This window comes from Caballeronia choica (assembly GCF_001544535.1).
Classification (GTDB): Bacteria; Pseudomonadota; Gammaproteobacteria; order Burkholderiales; family Burkholderiaceae; genus Caballeronia; species Caballeronia choica.
This window is the reverse complement of record NZ_FCON02000011.1, coordinates 74,316-94,103: the sequence shown is the minus strand read 5'-3', so window position 1 is coordinate 94,103 and position 19,788 is coordinate 74,316. Positions and strand designations below refer to the sequence as shown.

18 protein-coding genes are annotated in these 19,788 nt (G+C 66.3%); 5 read left to right on the top strand and 13 right to left on the bottom strand.

Going from position 1 to position 19,788, the window contains the following annotated elements:
* Positions 1–80: 80 nt before the first annotated feature.
* The 13 genes from AWB68_RS07565 to AWB68_RS07505 all read right to left on the bottom strand — a co-directional run bounded on the left by AWB68_RS07565 (position 81) and on the right by AWB68_RS07505 (position 14,367).
* Positions 81–503: an ACT domain-containing protein gene (locus tag AWB68_RS07565; RefSeq protein ID WP_087643724.1), complete on the bottom strand. Its 423-nt coding sequence runs from the start codon at positions 501–503 to the stop codon at positions 81–83.
* Between the two features lie 202 nt (positions 504–705).
* Entirely contained in the window at positions 706–1,440 is a 735-nt protein-coding gene (locus AWB68_RS07560) for a Crp/Fnr family transcriptional regulator (RefSeq protein WP_087643756.1), read from the bottom strand.
* Positions 1,441–2,057: 617 nt separating this feature from the next.
* The gene (locus AWB68_RS07555; RefSeq protein ID WP_200828652.1) at positions 2,058–2,402 is read right to left on the bottom strand and encodes a helix-turn-helix domain-containing protein; all 345 of its coding nucleotides are present in this window, start codon (positions 2,400–2,402) and stop codon (positions 2,058–2,060) included.
* Positions 2,402–3,553, bottom strand: a complete 1,152-nt coding sequence (locus AWB68_RS07550; RefSeq protein WP_087643722.1) for an NAD(P)/FAD-dependent oxidoreductase — start codon at positions 3,551–3,553, stop codon at positions 2,402–2,404. Before AWB68_RS07550 ends, AWB68_RS07555 begins: the two co-directional genes overlap by 1 nt.
* Positions 3,550–4,947 carry an FAD/NAD(P)-dependent oxidoreductase gene (locus AWB68_RS07545; protein ID WP_087643721.1) on the bottom strand — a complete coding sequence of 466 codons (1,398 nt, stop codon included), beginning with the start codon at positions 4,945–4,947 and terminating at the stop codon, positions 3,550–3,552. Before AWB68_RS07545 ends, AWB68_RS07550 begins: the two co-directional genes overlap by 4 nt.
* A complete protein-coding gene (locus AWB68_RS07540; protein ID WP_087643720.1) occupies positions 4,932–5,246 on the bottom strand; it encodes a (2Fe-2S)-binding protein in 315 nt (104 codons plus the stop codon). The genes AWB68_RS07545 and AWB68_RS07540 overlap by 16 nt, the downstream gene beginning before the upstream one ends.
* Positions 5,243–7,072 (bottom strand): ABC transporter ATP-binding protein, encoded by a 1,830-nt coding sequence (locus AWB68_RS07535; protein WP_087643719.1) that lies wholly within the window; start codon positions 7,070–7,072, stop codon positions 5,243–5,245. The genes AWB68_RS07540 and AWB68_RS07535 overlap by 4 nt, the downstream gene beginning before the upstream one ends.
* The gene (locus AWB68_RS07530; RefSeq protein ID WP_125482897.1) at positions 7,069–8,019 is read right to left on the bottom strand and encodes an ABC transporter permease; all 951 of its coding nucleotides are present in this window, start codon (positions 8,017–8,019) and stop codon (positions 7,069–7,071) included. The genes AWB68_RS07535 and AWB68_RS07530 overlap by 4 nt, the downstream gene beginning before the upstream one ends.
* Positions 8,016–8,972, bottom strand: a complete 957-nt coding sequence (locus AWB68_RS07525; RefSeq protein ID WP_087643718.1) for an ABC transporter permease — start codon at positions 8,970–8,972, stop codon at positions 8,016–8,018. The genes AWB68_RS07530 and AWB68_RS07525 overlap by 4 nt, the downstream gene beginning before the upstream one ends.
* 67 nt (positions 8,973–9,039) lie before the next feature.
* The gene (locus AWB68_RS07520; protein ID WP_087643717.1) at positions 9,040–10,659 is read right to left on the bottom strand and encodes an ABC transporter substrate-binding protein; all 1,620 of its coding nucleotides are present in this window, start codon (positions 10,657–10,659) and stop codon (positions 9,040–9,042) included.
* Between the two features lie 71 nt (positions 10,660–10,730).
* Entirely contained in the window at positions 10,731–12,005 is a 1,275-nt protein-coding gene (locus tag AWB68_RS07515; RefSeq protein ID WP_087643716.1) for an NAD(P)/FAD-dependent oxidoreductase, read from the bottom strand.
* A gap of 30 nt (positions 12,006–12,035) precedes the next feature.
* The gene (locus AWB68_RS07510) at positions 12,036–12,704 is read right to left on the bottom strand and encodes a haloacid dehalogenase type II (protein WP_087643715.1); all 669 of its coding nucleotides are present in this window, start codon (positions 12,702–12,704) and stop codon (positions 12,036–12,038) included.
* Between the two features lie 184 nt (positions 12,705–12,888).
* Positions 12,889–14,367, bottom strand: a complete 1,479-nt coding sequence (locus AWB68_RS07505; RefSeq protein ID WP_087643714.1) for an aldehyde dehydrogenase family protein — start codon at positions 14,365–14,367, stop codon at positions 12,889–12,891.
* Positions 14,368–14,606: 239 nt separating this feature from the next.
* Here AWB68_RS07505 and AWB68_RS07500 point away from each other — a divergent pair, with 239 nt between their 5' ends.
* From AWB68_RS07500 to AWB68_RS07480, 5 genes are all read left to right on the top strand, one after another.
* Positions 14,607–15,488: a GNAT family N-acetyltransferase gene (locus AWB68_RS07500; RefSeq protein ID WP_087643713.1), complete on the top strand. Its 882-nt coding sequence runs from the start codon at positions 14,607–14,609 to the stop codon at positions 15,486–15,488.
* 4 nt (positions 15,489–15,492) lie between these two features.
* Positions 15,493–16,419, top strand: a complete 927-nt coding sequence (locus AWB68_RS07495; protein WP_087643712.1) for a 2-hydroxyacid dehydrogenase — start codon at positions 15,493–15,495, stop codon at positions 16,417–16,419.
* Positions 16,420–16,570: 151 nt separating this feature from the next.
* On the top strand, positions 16,571–17,980 hold the full coding sequence (locus AWB68_RS07490; protein ID WP_087643711.1) for an aspartate aminotransferase family protein: 1,410 nt from the start codon (positions 16,571–16,573) through the stop codon (positions 17,978–17,980).
* Between the two features lie 59 nt (positions 17,981–18,039).
* On the top strand, positions 18,040–18,537 hold the full coding sequence (locus tag AWB68_RS07485; protein WP_087643710.1) for an Lrp/AsnC family transcriptional regulator: 498 nt from the start codon (positions 18,040–18,042) through the stop codon (positions 18,535–18,537).
* A gap of 165 nt (positions 18,538–18,702) precedes the next feature.
* Positions 18,703–19,782: a tartrate dehydrogenase gene (locus tag AWB68_RS07480; protein WP_087643709.1), complete on the top strand. Its 1,080-nt coding sequence runs from the start codon at positions 18,703–18,705 to the stop codon at positions 19,780–19,782.
* Positions 19,783–19,788 lie beyond the last annotated feature (6 nt).

Genomic DNA, 19,788 nt, shown 5'->3' with positions numbered 1-19,788 from the left:
ACGCCAGCGAACCTCGCCGATGACTGTCCAGCAAGTCGCCCGCCCGGGAGAAAACCGGCTTGCGGTCCGGCGCGGGCCGTTCAGGCTCGCTGCAGAATGTCTATCGCCTTCTCGGCATCGTCGAGCGAGTCTACCGCGAGATAGGCGATGAACTGTGTGCCGAGCACAGCGGCGGAAACGCCGCGAAGGTTGATGCCGCCATCGGCCAGCATCTGGGCCAGTTGCGCGACGATCCCCAACTGGTCGAGGCCCATCACGCGGACGGAGTGAAGGCTCGGGGTGACGCTGAAACCCACCTGGGTGGCGGCGCGGATCTCCCCTTCCCCCTGCAGCGGCGCGACAAAGACGACGCCCTTGCCCGCGGCTTCCGGCGTGCGGCGCGCGACGACGAACTGCAAGTCCGCGCCCGCATCCCGCAAAGCGTTTAATACTTGCGCCAGCCCGCCCGGCTGGTCGTCGATGGTAGCGGCCCATACATCGACTTGTTCTACGGTCAGTTCCATGGCAATGCCTCCCGTCTGATGCAGCGCCCAGTAAAAATCTACTTCACCAAGGGCGCGCGAGCAAGGACGGCGTAGGCGATGCACAGGAAATAGCGGGTCTTTAGGCCGGGAATGTCCAAATTCGACTGCACTCAAGCTGACTCGACTACTGCCTCAAGCGGCAGGCGCGGCCGGTGTTCGTCCGCGCCCGACACCCCGGCCACTATGCAATCGCCTCGGCTTGGCGCGTGCGTGGCAGCATCCGGTCGAACTCGCGCTTGACGATCCCGTAGCATTCACACGCGCGCTCTTCGAGTCCGGCACGATCGAGCACCTTGATGCAGCCGCGGCTATGATGGATCAGCCCCGCGTCATGCAGTTTGCCCGCCGCTTCGGTCACGCCTTCGCGACGCACGCCCAGCATGTCGGCGATCATCTGCTGCGTCACGCGCAACTGGTCCGACGGCGTGCGATCCGTCTGGATCAGCAGCCAGCGGCACAACTGCTTGGAGAGCGAATGATGACGATTGCACGCGGCCGTTTGCGCCACTTGCGTCAGCAGGGCTTGCATATACAGAAGCATCACGCGACGCAGGAAGTCGGAGCGGCCGAAGTGTTCACGCAACGCGCCGGCGCTCATGCGGTAAGCGAAGCCCGCGCACTGAACCTGCACGCGAGTGGGCATCGTTTCGCCGCCGGTCAGCACGGGCACGCCTGTCATCCCTTCGCGACCCACGGCCGCCACTTCGACGGAACCGCCGTCCTCCATCGTGTGCAGCAGCGAGACGATGGCCGTGGTCGGAAAATAGACGTGGTGAATGCGTTGTCCCGAATCGCACAGCAACTGTTCGGTGCGCAACTGAACGAGTTCGAGATGAGGTGCGATAGCTTGCCATTCGTGCGCCGGAAGCGCGCCCAACAAATGATTGCCGTGCAGGTCGGACTGAAGGGTCAACATGGTTTTTTTTCGCTTGGTCTGTGCGCTTAGCGCTGTATTTTTTCCGGTCTGCTTCGGATTCGTGAAACGCATCTAGTGGCGTCCATCGAAACACGTAGCGACCAGCCCCGTAGCACCTTTATTGCCGCTTTGGCGGGCGGTTCTTCTTTGTGCTTTGTCATACATAAGCGAGAGCCGTGCCAGCAGTCCCAAACGCCATACCAATAAGGCAGGCGGAAAGGATGTGTCACACCATACGTCCGACGCTCGATCGAATTTGATTCAGTTTTGACCTGAAGAAACGAAAGCGCGGGAATTATCGATGGCGCTTTCATCAGCGCAGAAAAATCGGTTTAGCGTTTGCGCGCCTTCCCTATCCGTGATTGATTCGCGCACGCGCCTCAGGCGCTATGTCGGTTGAGGACGTGCTTCAAGAATGTTGCATTGCTGAGCCTGGGTTTATCGATAAAGCCGGGCAAGTCGGGAAGTCGAGCGATATGAAATCTGCATGGCCATGCTGCATAACGTTCGTGGCGCTTTCACATTGTTCTCGTGAGTCCGCAAGGGGGCCGCAGGCGCGCCATTGAAAACGTTGCATCCGGGATACCTTCGGCTTTTCGGGCGCCTCGCGCCTTGGCCTAGCCGCGTGTGGCGTGCCCCGCACTCTGCAGGAACGAACTCGGCGTCATCCCGCAGAAGCGCTTGAAGTGCCGCGCGAAATGGCTCTGGTCGAAGAAGCCGACTTCCGCCGCCACGACCGACCCCGGCACGCCCGCAAGCAGCAGCGTCTGCGCGCGCCGGATGCGCACGCCGCAAAGATAGCGATACGGCGAAAGCCCGACTTGCTGCCGGAACACGGTCGCAAAGCGCGACACGCTGAGCGCCGACAGTTCGGCGAGTTGCGCGAGCCGCACCGGTTCATCGAAATGCGCTTCGATGAACGCGAGGGCATCGTCGAGGGCGGCCGGTGGCTTCGAGGGCATCATGACGAAAGCACCGAGGTTTCCGGCGCGAGCGCGAAGCGCCTGATGGAGAAGGCGTCGAGCGGTATTGGCGTGCGGCCGGTATCGACGAGTTCGGCGAGCGTCTCGCCGACGCCCGGCCCGATCTGGAAGCCCGAGCCGCTGAAGCCGAACGCGTAGAAGAGCCCGTCCACTTTCGAACTCGGGCCGATCACGGGTTCCGAGTCCGGCAGATAGCCTTCGACGCCGCTCCACACCCGGATCACGTTGAGCGGCGCCAGCGCGGGAACGAGGCGGCGGAACTGCGCGATCTGGTGGACGGTGTTCTGCGGCAAGACGGACGCGCGGCGCGTGCCTGCATCGGCGGGACCCGGCGGGCCGCCGCCCAGGATGATGTTGCCGCGCGGAATCTGGCGGAAATAGACGCTCTCCGCCTTGACCGAGGTGTACACGCCCATCGACGACTTGAACACATACGGCACCGGCTCCGTCACGGCCATCTGCGGACCGCGCGCCGCCAACGGCACCGGCTCGTCGAACTGCTGCGTGAGCGCGCTCGCCCACGCGCCCGCGCAGATCACGAGTTGCGCCGCGCGATACACGTCGCCCGCCGCACTCTCGACGCGAAAGCCCTCCCCGTCCTTCTCGACGCGCACGATCTCCGTATTCTCGACGATCCGCGCGCCGAGCCTGATCGCCGCGCGTGCGAAGGCCGGCGATGCAAGGCGCGGATTGGCGTGGCCGTCGAGCGGGGAGATCGACGCGGCCAGCACCTCGCGTCCGAGAAACGGAAAGCGCTCGAACATCGCGGCGCCGTGCAGGACTTCCAGGTCGAGTCCATACGCGCGGGCGTCGGCGGCGTAGCGGTCGAAGTAGTCGGCGTCGTGTTCGTGATAGCAGACGCGCGTATGGCCGGAGGGAAGAAACTCCACGTCCTCGTTCAGCAGTTCCTTCGAGCGCCGCCAGGTTTCGAGCGCGCGGTTCGCCATTGCGAGTTGCGGCAGCGCGCGGCCTTGCCGGCGAATGCCGCCGAAATTGACGCCGCTCGCCTGCTGGCCCGTCAGGCCGCGTTCGAGCACGATCACCGAGCGCTTGCGCCGTCGCAGGAAAAACGCCGTCGACGTACCCATGATGCCGCCGCCGATCACGATCACGTCGGCTTGCTCGCTCATTGCGCGCTCTCCTGTTCTTCTTGAGGCTCTGCGTGAAGGGCCATCGGCAACGGCTTGACGGGCGCCTGTCCGCGCAAGCGGCCGACCGAAGCCAGCGGCACGCGCGCTTCGGCCGCGATCACCTCGGCGCCCGCGTGAGCGCAAAAGCGGCCCTGGCAACGCCCCATGCCGACGCGCGAAAACGCCTTCGCGCGATTCGCCTCCTGCGCACCGGTCTCGCGGACGACGCGTCTCAGTTCGCCCGCCGTGACCGCTTCGCATCGGCAGACGATGGTTTCATCGGGCAAGCTCGCCGCGAAATGCGCGGGCCACGGAAACGCCGTGCGCAACCCGGCGGCGAAGCGCGTGAAGCGCGCGAGTTCGGCGCGCAGGCGTCCGATGCCTTCGCTGCCCTCGGTTTTGATGCCGGCGTCGTGCAACGCGGCGAGCGCGGCGAGCCGGCCCGAGCGCTCGGCGGCACCGGCGCCGCGCACGCGCGCGCCATCGCCCGCGAGATAGACGCCCTCGACCGAACTCCTGCCGTCTTCGTCCGTGTGCGCGAGCCATTGGCGGGCATCTTCGTCGAAACGGAATGCGCAGCCGGCGAGATCGGCGAGCTGTGTTTCGGGACGCAGGTGGTAGCCAAGCCCGACCGCATCGCATTCGGCTTCGAACTTCGCGCCGCCCGCGAGCCGCGCTTCGACGCCCGTCACGCCATGCTCGCCCGACCCCGCGATGCGAACCGGCGTCACGCCGCGATGAACCGGCACGCGCGCGCGCTTCAGCACGCCGGTCAACGCGATGCCCTTTCGCAACGCAGCCGGAATCGCGAGCAAGCGGGGCAAGGCGCGCAGGCGTTGCGTGACAGTCGAGGTATCGAGCACCGCCGCGACTGTCGCGCCCGCCTTCACGTATTGCGCCGCGACGAGATACAGGAGCGGCCCGGTGCCCATCAGCACCGTGCGGGCACCGATCGCGCAACCCTGCGACTTCAGCGCGACCTGCGCGCCGCCGAGGCTGTAGGTCCCGGCGAGATGCCAGCCGGGCACGGGCATCAGGCGGTCGGTGGCGCCGCTGCAGATGATGAGCGCATCGAACGCGAGTTCGCGATACAGCGTGCCGGTCACGACGTGGACGCTCTTCGGCCCGATGTTCCAGACGAGCGTCTCGGGCCGATAGTCGATGCGGCCTTTCAGCGTGTCGAAATCCTGATGCAGCGACGCGGCGCGCCCGGCTTCCGTGCCATAAAGCGTCTCGTACGAACGCGAAAATCCTTCCGGCTGCCGTCGATAGATCTGCCCGCCGTCGCGCCGGCCTTCGTCGATGACAACCGGCCGCAGCCCCGCTTCCACCAGCGCCTGTGCGGCGCGCACGCCCGCCGGCCCGGCGCCGATCACGATTACGCGCGCGGCCATACGCCCTCCCCGGCCATAGCGAGCCGCGTCACGATCGCCATGCCGGGCTCGGCCGGCGTCGTGCAGGCGCGAACGCGCAATCCCTCGGCGGTCCAGACCCAGCAATCCTGGCACGCGCCCATCAGGCAGAAGCCAGCGCGCCGGCCGTCGCCGAATTCGGAGTCGCGCAACGCATCGCGCGAGGTGAGCAACGCGACCATCAGCGTGTCGCCTTCGGCGGCTTCGGCGCGCACGCCGTCGATGCTGATCGCAAACGTCCTGCGCCCCTGCTCCGCCACGCGTACGAAGCGCCCGCTCATGCGGCCACCGTGTCGGCGGTCTGCATGCGGTTGAGATCGGCGATCGAGTGATGACACAGGATCTCGGCGCCCGAAGGCAGCTTCCTGAGCGACGGCGGCGTGACGTTGCACTTGCCGTCGATGCGCACCGGACAACGCCCGCGGAAACTGCACAGTTCGCCGACATCGTGGCTCGCGCCCATCGCCGGCAGCGCGGCCCCGGCGATCAACCGGCGCGCGTCGAGCCAGCCCGGCTGCAACGCGGGCACCGAGTCGACGAGCAGGCCCGTGTACGGGTGGTATGGCGGTGCGGCGAGCACGTCGCGCTGGCCGGATTCGACGCGCTGCCCCGCATACAGCACGATCACTTCGTCGCAGATCGCGCGCACCGTCGAGATATCGTGGCTGATGAACATGTACGACACGCCCAGTTCGCGGCGCAGTTCCGCGAGCAGTTCGAGGATCGCCGCGCCGACGACCGTATCGAGCGCGGAGGTCACTTCATCGCAGAGAATCAGCGCGGGATCGGCGGCGAGCGCGCGCGCGAGATTCACGCGCTGCTTCTGTCCGCCCGACAAGCCGCCCGGCTGGCGCTGCGCAATCGATGCCGGCAGCTTCACGAGGTCGAGCAGTTCGAGCATGCGCTTTTGCGCGGCGGCACCGCGCAGGCCGTGATAGAAGTTCATCGGCCGCGCGAGGATGTCGGCGATCGTGCGGCTCGGGTTGAGCGCGGTGTCCGCGTTCTGGAACACGATCTGGATGCGCCGGTACTGGTCGAGCGTGCGCTTCGACAATTGCGCGGGCAGCGGCTTGCCGTCGAGCAGCACTTCGCCGCGCGCACGATCGACGAGGCCCGCCACGACGCGCGCGAGCGTCGTCTTGCCCGATCCCGATTCGCCGATCACGCCGAGCGTGCTGCCGCGCGGAATGCGCAGGCTCACGTCGTCGAGCACGCGCACGGCCGGCACGCCGTTGCGGTCGATGCGTCCGTAACCCGCGCTCAAGCCGCGGATTTCGAGCAGCGGCGGCACGGCTTCGTTCGCCACCGGCGCGAGTTCCGGTTCCGGACGGCGCGTCGCCGCGAGCAACTGGCGCGTGTACGCGTCCACGGGCGCATCGAGCACTTGCGCCGTCGTGCCGTTCTCGCGCACGGTGCCGCCGTTCAGCACGACGATGCGGTCCGCCATCTGCGCGACCACCGCGAGATCGTGCGACACGTAGACGGCCGTCGTCCCGAGCTCGCGGATCACCTTCTTGAACGCCGCGAGCACTTCGATTTGCGTGGTGACGTCGAGCGCGGTCGTCGGCTCGTCGAACACGACGACGGCCGGGTCGGTGATCAGCGCCATCGCCGCCATCAGGCGCTGCAACTGGCCGCCCGACACCTGATGCGGATAGCGCTCGCCGATCGTCTCCGGCGCGGGCAACGCGAGCGACCGGAACAGCGCGACGGCCTTCTCGCGCGCGGCGGCCGGCGTCATCAGCTTGTGCAGGAGCGCAGGCTCGGTGACCTGGTCCATGATCGTGCGCGCCGGGTTGAAACCGGCCGATGCGCTCTGCGCTACATACGCGACGGTGCGCGCACGCAGCGCGCGCCGGCCGCGCTGGTCGAGCGCGAGCACTTCCACATCGCCGATCCGCACCGAACCGCCCGCGATCGAACAGCCCATGCGCGCATGGCCGAGCAGCGCAAGCGCGATCGTCGTCTTGCCCGATCCCGATTCGCCGATCAGCGCCAGCACTTCGCCCTTCTTCACCGTGAAATCCACGCTCTTCACGATCTCGACGACGGCGTCCGGCGCCGTGCCCGCGACCACCCGCAAGCCCTTCACTTCGATCATGCTCATTGCGCGGCTCCCTGCCCGCGGCCGCCACGGCGGCGCAGGTTGTCGATCAAGAGGTTCACGCCGATGGTCAGCGTCGCGATCGCGACGGCCGGCATCAGCACGGCGGGCGCGCCTTCGGAAAGGCCGCCGATGTTCTCGCGCACGAGCGAGCCCCAGTCCGCGTCGGGCGGCTGCACGCCGAGGCCGAGGAAGGAGAGGCCGCTCAACAGGAGCACGATGAACACGAAGCGCAGGCCGAAGTCCGCGAGCATCGGATGGATCATGTTCGGCAGCACTTCGACGCGCGCGATATAGAACAGGCCCTCGCCGCGCGCTCTCGCGACCTGCACGTATTCGAGCGTCATCAGGTTGACGGCGAGCGAGCGCGAGATGCGGAAGGCGCCGGGAATGTAGGCGAGCGCGGCGACCGACATCAGCATCGGAATCGACGATCCGAACGCCGCGATCACGACGAGCGCGAGCACCTTGCTCGGAATGGAGATCAGCGCGTCGAACAGGCGGCTCAGGATTTCATCGACCCAGCGCCCCGACACGGCGGCGAGCAAGCCGAAAAACGTGCCGATGCAGCTCGCGAGGACCGCCGCCGCGAGCGCGAGCCCGACCGTGTAGCGCGTGCCGTAGAGAATGCGGCTCAGCATGTCGCGGCCGAGATAGTCGGTGCCGAACGGGTACGCGGCGCTATACGTGCCGAAGATTTCCGTCGAGGTCAGCGTGCCGCCCTTGTAGGGCGCGACGAGCGGCCCGATGAACGCGACGACGAGCCAGAACACGACGATCACGAGGCCGATAAGGCCGAGCACCGAGAAGCGGCCGACGAGCCGTTTCAGGAGGCCGCGCCTGACGACGGCCGCAGCTTCAGGCAACGGCTCCTGCAGGCCGGCGGCGGGCTCGACGCCCTTCTCTTCGGACACGGAATAGAGGGCGGTAGGGGTGGCGGGTCGGATCATCGTTGACGCAGCCTCGGGTTGGAAACGATTTGACACAGGTCGGCGATCAGCACGAGCGCCAGATACGCCACGCAGAACACCATCACGCAGCCCTGTACGAGCGGCATGTCGCGATTCGTGACGGCATCCACCATCAGGCTCGCGAGACCCGGATAGTTGAAGATCGATTCGACGATCACCACGCCGCCGAACAGATACGACAGGCTCAGCGCGACCGCGTTGGCGATCGGCCCGATGGTGTTGGGCAATACGTGGCGCAGCACGACGCGCATCGGCGAGGCGCCCTTCAGGATCGCCATCTCGACATACGATGCGTTCAACTGGTCGAGGACGGCGGCGCGCGTCATGCGGGCCATCTGCGCGACGATCACGCAGCAGAGCGTCATGACGGGCATCGCGTAGATGCGCAGCAGGCCGCCGAACGAGTTCACCTCCGACAAGTACGACAGCGCCGGCAGCCAGCGCAGCTTCACGGCGAAGATCAGCACCGCGACCGTCGCGATCAGGAACTCGGGCACGGCGACGGTCGAGAGCGTGAGCACGTTCAGCGTGCGATCGAGCAGCGAGCCGCGAAACATCGCCGATGCGATGCCGATCACGAGCGCGACCGGCACGGAGACGAGCGCCGTGAGTCCGGCGAGCACGAGTGAATTCGGCAGGCGCGTGGCAATGAGTTCGCTCACCGGCAGGTTGTTCGACAGCGAGATGCCGAAGTTGCCGCTCACGATATGAAAGAGCCACTGGAAGTAGCGTTGCAGCGCGGGCTGGTCGAGCCCGAACTGATGACGCAGCGCCGCGACGGCCTCGGGCGTGGCCGCCTGCCCGAGCGCCTGTTGCGCGGCGTCGCCGGGAAGCAGGCCGGTGATCGCGAACACCACCGCCGACACCAGCAGCAGCGTGAGCAGCGCGAGGCCGAGTCGCGCGGCGATGAGTCGTTGCGCGTGTGCTTTCATCGGAATCGCCTCCTGGGTTGGGGCCGCGCGCCGCGAGTTCGAGGCGCGCGTCGTGGGAAGGACGGTCTCAGGCTTCGAGCCAGACGTTCTCCGCGAACGCGAAGCCCATCAGCCCCGCGAGCGGAATCGAGCCGAGGCCCTTGAGCTTCGTCGTATGCGCGTCGAGCGAGCTCTGGAACAGCGGAATGCCGATGCCGCCGTTGTCATGCACCAGCACCTGCATGTCGCCGTAGATCTTCTTGCGCTTCGCATCGTCCGGTTCGCCGCGTGCCGCGACCAGCATCTGGTCGAACTGCGGGCTCTTCCAGTTCGCCTCGTTCCATGGCGCGTCGGACTTGAAGAACTGCGTGAAGATCACGTCCGCGCTCGGGCGTCCGTTCACCGACCCGAAGCCGAGCGGATGCTTCATCCAGTGATTCGACCAGTAGCCGTCGGCGGGCACGCGCGTCACCTGCAGGTTGAGGCCGGCTTGCGGCGCGACCTGCTGGAGCAGCATCGCCATTTCGATGGACCCGTCCGCCGCCGGCGACGCCACGATCTGCACCGGCGCGCTGCCGAGCTTCGCCTTCTGGAAGTGGAACTTGGCCTTGTCGGGATCGAAGCCGCGTTGCGGCAGGCCCGCCATGTAGTACTTGTTGGTCGGATCGATCGGCTGGTCGTTGCCGATCGCCCCGAAGCCGCGGAACACCGCGCGGCGGATCTGCTCGCGATCCATCAGGTACATCATGCCGCGCCGGAAATCCTCGGTCCCGGTGATGCCGCCTTCATCGCGCACGATGAGGTCGGTGTAGGTTCCCGTCTTCGTCTCCAGCACCGTGAAGCCGCTCGTGCCCTTGATGCGCTCGGTCGAGCGCGGGCTGACCGCGTTGATCAGTTGCACGTCGCCGGAGAGGAGCGCGTTCACGCGCGCCGGTTCGTCGCCGATGCCGATCAGTTCGATCTCGTCGAGATGCGGCATGCCCGGCTTCCAGTACTTCTCGTTCTTCACGCCGACCGTGCGCACGCCCGGCGAGAATTCCTTGACCTTGAACGGGCCGGTGCCGACGGCCGTCTTGAAGTCCTTGGTGCCGTCCTTGATGATGAGGAAGTGCGACGTCGCAAGGATCACCGGCAGGTCGGCGTTCGCGCCTTCCAGCGTGATCGTCACCTCGTTCGGGCCGGTGGCCTTCACTTCCTTGATCTGGTCGGCGAGCGTCTTCGCCTTCGACGCGGTCGCCGGGTCCTTGTGGCGCATGATCGAATAGACGACGTCGGCCGGTGCGAGCGACTTGCCGTCGTGGAACTGCACGCCGCTGCGCAGCTTCACGACCCACACGGTCGCGTCCTTCGTTTCCAGCGACTCCGCGAGCGCCATCCGCGCGCCGAGATGCGAGTCGAGTTCGGTCAGGCCGTTGTAGAACATGTTGGCGCGAACGTAATCCGTGCCGAGCGCGCCTTTCGCGGGGTCGAGCGTATCGGCGGCGGACGCCGATTGCGTCGCGACACGAATCTTGCCGCCCTGCTTCGGTTTCGCCTGCTGGGCGATTGCGGCGCCGCTCGCCGCGAGCAGGCCCGCGCCCGTCATCGACATCAGTCCGCCCGCGGCCAACGCGCGCAGGACGTCGCGCCGCGAGGCGCCGCGTCGGGTCAGCGCGTCGAGCCGGATGCCAGCATTGGCGACTGCATCAAGCGATTTGTCCTTGGTCATCGAAACTTCTCCGCGTGAGGTGGCTTGGGGTGCCGTTATGTGTCTTTATGTGGCTTCAAGGTTTTATGCGTTCAATAGAAGACATCTTTGATGCGGTAGTACGTGCCCACGAGCGGCAGGAACCAGGGCTTGCCGGTATGTCCGGGAATCGCGGGCCAGTCGAATTCGCGCCACGGGTTCGCCGCCGCGTTGCCGCCGATCACGTCGGCCATCACCTGGCCCATGTGCGTCGACATCTGCGTGCCGTGGCCGCTGTAGCCCATCGAAAAATAGATGCCGTCGTGCTGGCCGGCGCGCGGCAACCGGTCGGCGGTGATGTCGACGAGACCGCCCCAGCAATAATCGATGCGCGCATCGGCGAGAGTCGGGAACATCTGCACGAGGTTCGCCTGCAGGATGCGCCCGCTCTTCGCGTCGGAGGGTTGTTCCGACGCCGTGAAGCGCGCGCGTCCGCCAAACAGCAGGCGCGCATCCGGCGTCACGCGGAAGTAGTTGTGCATCAGGCGGCTCGTCGTATACGAGCGGCGTTCCGGCAACAGGCGCGCGAGTTCGGCAGCCGGCAGCGGCTCGGTCACGACGATGAACGAACCCACCGGCGCGAGCCTCCTGCGATACCAGCCGAACGGCCCATGCCGCGACGGGCCGGTCGCGATCAGCACCTGCTTGGCGCGCAGCTCGCCGCGTGCGGACACGATCCGGTACGCGCCGCCGTCCTTTTCGATCGACGTGACCGAGGCGTTCTCGAAGAGCCGCGCGCCGTTGCGCGCGGCCGCGTTCGCAAGCCCGACGGCGAACTTGCCCATGTGCATCTGGCCGCCATGCTTCTGCAGCAGGCCACCGTAAAAACTGTCCGACCCGACTTCGGAGCGAATCCGGTCGCGGCCGATCAGTTCGACGTCGGGATCGACTTCGCGCCGGATCAGCTCGGCGGTCTTTTCGAGGTGTTCGAGGTGATGCGGCTTCGCCGCGAGCTTGAGCTTGCCCGAAGCGAGATAGTCGCAGTCGATCTGCTCATCGCGGATCAACCGCTCGACCGTCTCCACCGCCGACGCATACGCGCGATAACAGCCGCGCGCACGTTCGGCGCCGAGTTGCGCGTAAAGCGCCACGTAGTCTTGCGCGACGCCCGTGTTGCACTGGCCGCCGTTGCGGCCCGACGCGCCGCCGCCCATGCGGCCCGCGTCGAGCACCGCCACCGACGCGCCGCGTTTGGCGAGCGCCAGCGCCGCGGACAGGCCGGTGAAGCCGCCGCCGATCACGGCGACATCGACGTTGCCTTCGACCGGCCCTTCGCTCACGGACCTGCACGCGGGCGCGGTGTCGAGCCAGTAGGAATCGAGCTTCATCGGTGTCCCTGAGCGTTGGCGTTGAGTGGCTTACAGTCCGAGCAGCGTGGCGACGCCGCCGATATCGTCGACTTCGTAGTACTCGTAGTAAGGCGTCGAAGGCTCGTGGCCGCGCTTGACGAACGCCTTGTGCTTGATGCCCATGTCGTGCGCGGTCATCAGGTCGTAGCGCAGGCTCGACGACACATGCAGCACGTCCTCGGGATTGCAGTTCAACTGGTCGAACATGTACTCGAAGCCCTGCATGCGCGGCTTGTACGACTGCGCCTGCTGCGCGGTGAAGACCTTGTGGAACGGCGCGCCGAGCTTGTCGACGTTGCTCTGGATCTGGTCGTTCGACGCATTCGACAGAATCACGAGCTTGTACTTCTTCGCGAGCCGCGAAAGGCCTTCCGGCACGTCGGGATGCGGGCCCCAGGTCGGCACGGCGGTGTAGAACTTCTCGGCTTCGGCTTCGTTGAACTCCACGCCCATGCGCTTGCAGGCGCGGCGCACCGAATTCACGACCACGTCGCGATACGGCTTCCATGCGCCGAGCACTTCGTCGCGGCGATAGCCCGCGAAGAACGCGACGAACTTCTCCAGCTCCGCGCCTTGCAGGCGGTCGCCGTACAGCTCGCGCGCCATGTCGGCCATGCGGAACTTCGTGAGCGTGCCGTAGCAGTCGAACGTGATGTACTTCGGCTCGAAATCGATCATGGTGATGTCCTATCGTTGTTGTGAACTCGTCGGGAGTTCAGTGGCGAAAACAGGAAAGCGCATTCCTGTGGAAGATTTAAACAGCGCAAAAAGCGGGGGTGTCGCTGATTCGGGGCGTTCAAAAACACAATCCGAGCGTTTTGAGGGGCCTCTACAGCAGACTCTGCGGTCGCCTTGAAGCGCCTTACGGCCGCATGTCGATCAGCACGCTCTTGAAGCGCAGATTCGCCTCGTAAGCCTGCCGGCCGAGGTCCTTGCCGATCCCCGAGCGCTTGTAGCCGCCCGTCGGAATCATGAAATCGCTGGTTCGTCCGTAGTGGTTGACCCATACCGTGCCCGCCTCGATGCCGCGCACGAGCCTGAGCGCCCGGCCGAGGTCCGCCGTGTGCACGCCGGCCGCGAGGCCGTAGTCGGGATGCTGCGCGAGTTCGAGCGCTTCTTCTTCGCTGTCGAAGGTTTGCAGCGTGAGCACCGGGCCGAAGACCTCCTCGCGCACGGCTTCGGATCGCGGCGTGACGTTGGTGAGGATCGTCGGCGTGTAGAAGGCGCCGCGCGTGCCGCCGTCGGCGCGCGCGCCGCCATAGCGCAGGCTTGCGCCGGCGGCGACCGTGCGCTCGACGATCGCCTCGATGCGCGCCGCCTGCGGCTCGGAGATGATCGGCGGCAGCGTCGTGCCCGGCGCCCAGGTCGCGCCCGGCTTCAGTTCGGCAAACACACGCTGGATGCGCGCCGCGAGATCGTCCGCGACCGACCGCTCGACGAGCAGCCGCGAGCCCGCGTTGCACACCTGCCCCGCATTGCCCGCGATCGCGCCGGCGATGCGGCGCGCGACATCGTCGAGACGCGAGGCATCGGCGAAGACGAGTTGCGGGCTCTTGCCGCCCAGTTCGAGCGTCACCGGCTTGGTGCCGGTCTCGGCGCACGCGGCCATGATGGCGGCGCCCGTGCGGGTCGAGCCGGTGAACGTCACCTTGCCGATTTTCGGATGGCGCACGAGGGCGTCGCCGGTCGTGCGGCCGTCGCCCTGCACGACGTTGAAGATGCCCTTCGGCACGCCCGCCGCGATGGCGAGTTCGGCCAGGCGCAGCACGGAAAACGGCGTCATTTCCGAGGGCTTCAGCACCACCGCGTTGCCCGCCGCGAGCGCCGGCGCGATCTTCCAGGACGCCATCACGAGCGGGAAATTCCACGGTGCGATCGCGGCGATCACGCCGTATGGCTCGGCAATCGTCATGCCGAGATGATCGTGATCGGTCGCCATCACTTCGCCGCCGAGCTTGTCGGCGAACTCCGCGTAGAAGCGGATGCCTTCGGCGGTGTACGGGACGTCCCACGCGGCGGCGTCGCGCACCGGGCGCGTCGAGCCGAGCGCTTCGAGCGGCGCGAGCGTCTCGACATCGGCGGCGACGAGGTCCGCGAGACGCCGCAGGATGCGCGCACGCTCGCGCGGCGCCATGCGCGCCCAGCCGCTCGTGCGAAACGCGGTCCATGCGTTGTCCACGGCGCGGTCGATCATTTCGGCATCGGCGAGCGGCACCGACGCATAGACGACGCCATCCGACGGCCGCGCGACATCGATGCGCCTCGCGCCCTCGTCGACATATTCGCCGCCGATGAAGTGTCCGCTGCGTACGGCGATCTTTGCCGGATCGAAACTGTCCATTGCCTGGGTTCCTCGTTGCGTGCTTGCGATGCCTGAAATCGTATGCCTCCCACGCCGCAGATATCGCCGACAAAAAGGGCGATTCAGCAGATCGCGCGCGAAAACGGCTCGCCGACTGCGCGTTTTGCATCGATCTGCCGGATGCACGGCGAACGGCGGCGCGATAGAAAGATCGTCCTAGTCAGCGTTGCAGTGCAATGCGAGAGTGACGGGTGAGTCTTTAGCCAAAGGAGGCCGGCGTGTCCGACCCGAAAGTGAAACAAGCGGAGCAACCAGCGCCTTCATACAGGCCGTTCACCCTCGACGACATCGGCGCCGCGCACGCGCTGTCGAGCGAGCTCAACTGGCCGCATCGCGCGGACGACTGGCGTTTCGTCGCCGATGCGGGCAAGGGCTTCGTCGCCGAGGACGAGAACGGCGTGATCGGCACGGCGCTCTGCTGGAAGTATGGAAGCGATACGGCGTCGCTCGGCATGGTGATCGTGTCGCCCGGGCAGCAGGGGCGCGGCATAGGGCGCAGGCTGATGGAACTGCTGCTCGCGGAACTCGGCGAGCGCACGACGCTCCTTCACGCGACGCCCGCCGGCAAGCCGCTCTATGAAAAGCTCGGCTTTCGCGAGATCGGCACGCTCAACCAGCATCAGGGCGCCGCGTTCCAGCCGCCGCTGGTTTCGCTGCCGCCGGGCGAGCGCCTGCGCCCGCTCGGTTCCAACGACGCGCCGCGCCTGATCGAACTGGCATCGCGCGCGAGCGGGCTGGACCGCAGCGACTTGCTGCCGGCGCTGCTCGATGTCGCGAGCGGCATCGCGCTCGATCGCGACGGCGAACTGCTCGGCTTCGCGCTGTTCCGGCGCTTCGGGCGCGGGTATGCAATCGGCCCGGTCGTCGCGCCCGACTCCGACGCTTCGAGCCGTGCGAAGGCGCTCATCAGCCACTGGCTCGCGCTGAACGCGGGCGTGTTCGTGCGCATCGACACCCCGGGCGACAGCGGTCTTTCCGACTGGCTCGCGGGCCTCGGGCTCGCCCGCGTCGACACGGTCGTGAAGATGGCGCGCAGCGGCACCCTCACCGCCGATCGCGAACTGAAGCAGTTCGGCATCATCAACCAGGCGGTCTGCTGACACGATGACATTCCTCTATAAAGCCGATCCCGCGCGCGGCGAACAATGGGCGCGGCTCTTCGCGCAAAAGGCGCCGGAACTCGAATTCCGCCTGTGGCCCGACCTCGGCGACGCCGCCGCGATCCGCTATCTCGCCGCGTGGCAACCGCCCGAGGACCCGGCGCGCACGCTGCCGAATCTCGAAGTGGTGTTTTCGGTGGGTGCGGGCATCGACCAATTCGACCTGTCCGGCGTGCCGGCGCACGTGCCGGTCGTGCGGATGATCGAGCCGGGCATCGTCGAGGGCATGGTCGAGTATGTGACGCAGGCGGTGCTCACGATTCATCGCGATCTGTTCGACTACGCGCTGCGCCAGCAACAGCGCGAGTGGCACGAGATGCCGGTGCGCGCGGCGGCGTCGCGGCGGGTCGGCGTGCTCGGGCTCGGCGTGCTGGGCACGGCCGTGCTCGAACGGCTGCGGCTTTTCGGCTTTCCGTGCGCCGGATGGAGCCGCTCGCCGCGCACGCTCGATGGCATCGATTGTTATGCGGGCAACGAGACACTCGGTGCGTTCCTCGCCCGCACCGACGTGCTCATCTGCCTGCTGCCGCTCACCGAGGCGACGCGCGGCTTGCTCGACGCGAAGCTCTTTGCCGCGCTGCCCGAAGGCGCGTCGATCGTGAATGTCGGGCGCGGGCCGCAACTGAATCAGGACGATCTGCTGGCGGCGCTCGCAAGCGGGCGGCTGCGGAACGCGATCCTCGATGTCACCGATCCCGAACCGCTGCCCGCGTCGCATCCGCTGTGGACGCATCCGCGCGTGCGCATCACGCCGCACATCGCGAGCGCGACCCGGCCCGACACCGCCGTCGATGTCGTGCTCGACAATATCCGCCGTCATCGCGCGGGCCAGCCGATGCTCGGTCAAATCGACCGAAGCCGCGGCTATTGAAGCGCGTTGAAGCGCTCGCAGCAGAAAATGCTGCGGGTGCATCGCAAAACGCGGCATCCACGCTCTTTAAGCATTTTTTTGGCGGCACGGCGATACGGGTTCCCTCAGTAGTATGGAACGGTCAACAGCCCATACCGAGACGAGAACCAACATGCCGAATCAAGCGCTCATCGAAGCCGACCGCAAGCACCTGATCCACCCGGTAGTCAGCTACCGCGCCCACGAAGCGCGCGGCGTCACCGTCCTCGATTCCGCGCACGGCGTGTTCCTGCGCGACATCGACGGCAACGAACTGCTCGATGCGTTCTCCGGCCTCTGGTGCGTGAACACGGGCTACGGGCACGAGAGCATCGTCAAGGCCGCGGCCGACCAGATGACGCGCCTGCCCTACGCCACCGGCTACTTCCACTTCGGCTCGGAGCCCGCGATCGAACTGGCGGCGAAGCTCGTCGAACTGTCGCCGGCTTCGTTGCAGCATGTGTACTTCACGCTCGGCGGCTCGGACGCGGTCGATTCCGCGCTGCGCTTCATCACGCACTACTTCAACGCGACTGGCCGGCCGTCGAAGAAGCACATCATCGCGCTGGAGCGCGGCTATCACGGGTCGTCGTCGATCGGGGCGGGACTGACCGCGTTACCCGCGTTCCATCGCAACTTCGATTTGCCGCTGCCGAACCAGCATCACATCGCGTCGCCGTATGCTTACCGCAATGCGTTCGCCGACGACGACGCGTTGATCGCCGCCTCGGTCGCCGCGCTCGAAGCAAAGGTCGCGGCGCTTGGCGCCGGGAACGTCGCGGCGTTCTTCTGCGAGCCGATCCAGGGCTCGGGCGGCGTGATCGTGCCGCCCGTGGGCTGGCTGAAAGCGATGCGCGAGGCGTGCCGCAAGCTCGACATCCTGTTCGTCGCCGATGAAGTCATCACCGGTTTCGGGCGCACCGGCCCGCTGTTCGCGTGCGCCGGCGAAGGCGTGGAACCGGACCTGATGACGGTCGCCAAGGGTCTGACGGCCGGTTACGCGCCGATGGGCGCGGTGCTGATGTCCGACGCGCTCTACCAGGGCATCGCCGATGGCGGCGACGCGGCGGCGGCCATCGGCCACGGACACACGTATTCCGCGCATCCGGTGAGCGCGGCGATCGGCCTCGAAGTCTTGCGGCTTTACCACGAGGGCGGACTGCTCGCGAACGGCGTCGCGCGTGCGCCGCGCTTCGCGCAAGGGCTCGATGCGCTGCTCGCGCATCCGCTGGTCGGCGATTCGCGGCATCGCGGGCTGCTGGGCGCGCTCGAACTCGTGTCGGACAAGACGAGCAAACAGGGGTTCGATCCGGCGCTCAAGCTGTCGGAACGGATCGCCGCGGCGGCGTATGAAAACCGCCTGGTGTTCCGCGCGTTCAACGACAACATCCTCGGCTTCGCGCCCGCGCTCTGCTATACGGAAAGCGAGTTCGACATGATGTTCGAGCGCCTCGAAAAGACCCTCGACGATGTGCTCGCGCAACCGGACGTGAGCGCCGCGCTCAAGGCCTCCGGCAAAGAGGCGCCGCGCGCGGCGGCATGAGAAATAGCGCGTGATAAGATCGACGGACAATTTCGAGATGCCCGGGCGACACCACCATAATGAGCAACGACTGCAAGCTTGACCGTATCGATCTGCGGATCCTTTCGCAGTTGCAGAAGAAAGGCCGCATCACCAACGTCGAGCTTGCTGATGCGGTCGGTCTGTCGCCGAGCCCTTGCCTGATCCGCGTCAAGCGTCTGGAGAAAGCGGGCTATATCGTCGGCTACGGTGCGCAGATCGCGCTCGAAAAACTCGGCGACGTGCAGATCGTCTTCACCGAAGTGACGCTCGCCGATCATCGCCGCGAAGACTTCATCAAGTTCGTCAACGCGATCAGGGATATCGACGAGATCGTGGAGTGCCATCTCGCGAGCGGCGGCTACGATTACCTGCTCAAGTTCGTGACGCGCAGTGTGAGCCACTACCAGAGCATCATCGAAGGGCTGCTCGAACGCGATATCGGCATCGAGAAGTACTTCAGCTATGTGATCATCAAGTCGCCGTTCGTGAAGTCGCACTATCCGCTCGAAACACTCTTTTCACAGCACCATCCGTGAGGCGCCCGCTTTAAGCGGGCAGCGCGCGAAGTCACGCTCGCCCAAGGGCTTGGGTTCGGCGCTTTCTTCACGATTCGTGCACAGTGGCTTAACCAAAAGCCAAATTTTATGGCGATCCACCAGGAATACACTGGTCGTCATTGAAAACCCGAACAGGAGACTCGCATGACGAAGGCATATCGAATCGCTGTCATTCCCGGAGACGGCATCGGCCGTGAAGTCATGCCCGAAGGCCTGCGCGCGCTCGACGCCGTGAGCAGGCGCTTCGGCATCGCGCTGGAATACCAGCATATCGAATGGGCAAGTTGCGACTACTACGCGAAGCACGGCCAGATGATGCCCGACGACTGGAAGGCGCAACTCCAGGGCGCCGACGCGATCCTGTTCGGCGCGGTCGGCTGGCCGGCCATCGCGCCCGATCACATCTCGCTGTGGGGGTCGCTGCTCAAGTTCCGCCGCGAATTCGACCAGTACATCAACCTGCGCCCCGCGCGTCTGTTCGACGGCGTGCCCTCCCCGCTCGCGGGCCGCAAGGCCGGCGACATCGACATGATGATCGTGCGCGAGAACACCGAGGGCGAGTATTCAGCGGTCGGCGGCACGATGTTCGAAGGCACCGAGCGCGAACTCGTGATGCAGCAATCGATCTTCACGAGGAAGGGCTCGGAGCGCGTGCTCAAGTTCGCGTTCGGTCTCGCCGAGCGTCGCGAGAAGAAGGTCACGGTCGCGACGAAGAGCAACGGCATCTCGATCAGCATGCCGTGGTGGGACGCGCGCGCCGCCGAAGTGGCTGCGCTCTATCCCGACGTGACCTGGGACAAGCAGCACATCGACATCCTCTGCGCGCGCTTCGTGCTGCACCCGGACCGCTTCGACGTGGTGGTGGCGACCAACCTCTTCGGCGACATCCTCTCGGACCTCGGCCCTGCGTGTACGGGCACGATCGGCATCGCGCCTTCGGGCAACCTGAATCCCGAGCGCACGTTCCCGTCGCTGTTCGAGCCGGTGCACGGCTCCGCGCCCGACATCGCGGGCAAGAACATCGCCAATCCGATCGCGATGATCTGGTCGGCGGGCATGATGCTCGACTTCCTCGGCAACGGCGAAGGCGTGGAGCACGACGCGCACGACGCGATCCTCGCCGCGATCGAAGCGGTGTTGAAGGAAGGCCCGCATACGGGCGATCTCGGCGGCAAGGCCAATACGACGGAAGTCGGCAAGGCCGTTGCAGAACGGCTCGCCTGAATCAAG

Coding starts and splice junctions, on each gene's coding strand:
- AWB68_RS07540 (WP_087643720.1), bottom strand. CDS start 5,246: ATGAGCGGGCGCTTCGTACGCGTGGCGGAGCAGGGGCGCAGGACGTTT.
- AWB68_RS07490 (WP_087643711.1), top strand. CDS start 16,571: ATGCCGAATCAAGCGCTCATCGAAGCCGACCGCAAGCACCTGATCCAC.
- AWB68_RS07505 (WP_087643714.1), bottom strand. CDS start 14,367: ATGGACAGTTTCGATCCGGCAAAGATCGCCGTACGCAGCGGACACTTC.
- AWB68_RS07515 (WP_087643716.1), bottom strand. CDS start 12,005: ATGAAGCTCGATTCCTACTGGCTCGACACCGCGCCCGCGTGCAGGTCC.
- AWB68_RS07495 (WP_087643712.1), top strand. CDS start 15,493: ATGACATTCCTCTATAAAGCCGATCCCGCGCGCGGCGAACAATGGGCG.
- AWB68_RS07550 (WP_087643722.1), bottom strand. CDS start 3,553: ATGAGCGAGCAAGCCGACGTGATCGTGATCGGCGGCGGCATCATGGGT.
- AWB68_RS07510 (WP_087643715.1), bottom strand. CDS start 12,704: ATGATCGATTTCGAGCCGAAGTACATCACGTTCGACTGCTACGGCACG.
- AWB68_RS07565 (WP_087643724.1), bottom strand. CDS start 503: ATGGAACTGACCGTAGAACAAGTCGATGTATGGGCCGCTACCATCGAC.
- AWB68_RS07545 (WP_087643721.1), bottom strand. CDS start 4,947: ATGGCCGCGCGCGTAATCGTGATCGGCGCCGGGCCGGCGGGCGTGCGC.
- AWB68_RS07520 (WP_087643717.1), bottom strand. CDS start 10,659: ATGACCAAGGACAAATCGCTTGATGCAGTCGCCAATGCTGGCATCCGG.
- AWB68_RS07530 (WP_125482897.1), bottom strand. CDS start 8,019: ATGATCCGACCCGCCACCCCTACCGCCCTCTATTCCGTGTCCGAAGAG.
- AWB68_RS07525 (WP_087643718.1), bottom strand. CDS start 8,972: ATGAAAGCACACGCGCAACGACTCATCGCCGCGCGACTCGGCCTCGCG.
- AWB68_RS07560 (WP_087643756.1), bottom strand. CDS start 1,440: ATGTTGACCCTTCAGTCCGACCTGCACGGCAATCATTTGTTGGGCGCG.
- AWB68_RS07555 (WP_200828652.1), bottom strand. CDS start 2,402: ATGCCCTCGAAGCCACCGGCCGCCCTCGACGATGCCCTCGCGTTCATC.
- AWB68_RS07480 (WP_087643709.1), top strand. CDS start 18,703: ATGACGAAGGCATATCGAATCGCTGTCATTCCCGGAGACGGCATCGGC.
- AWB68_RS07485 (WP_087643710.1), top strand. CDS start 18,040: ATGAGCAACGACTGCAAGCTTGACCGTATCGATCTGCGGATCCTTTCG.
- AWB68_RS07535 (WP_087643719.1), bottom strand. CDS start 7,072: ATGAGCATGATCGAAGTGAAGGGCTTGCGGGTGGTCGCGGGCACGGCG.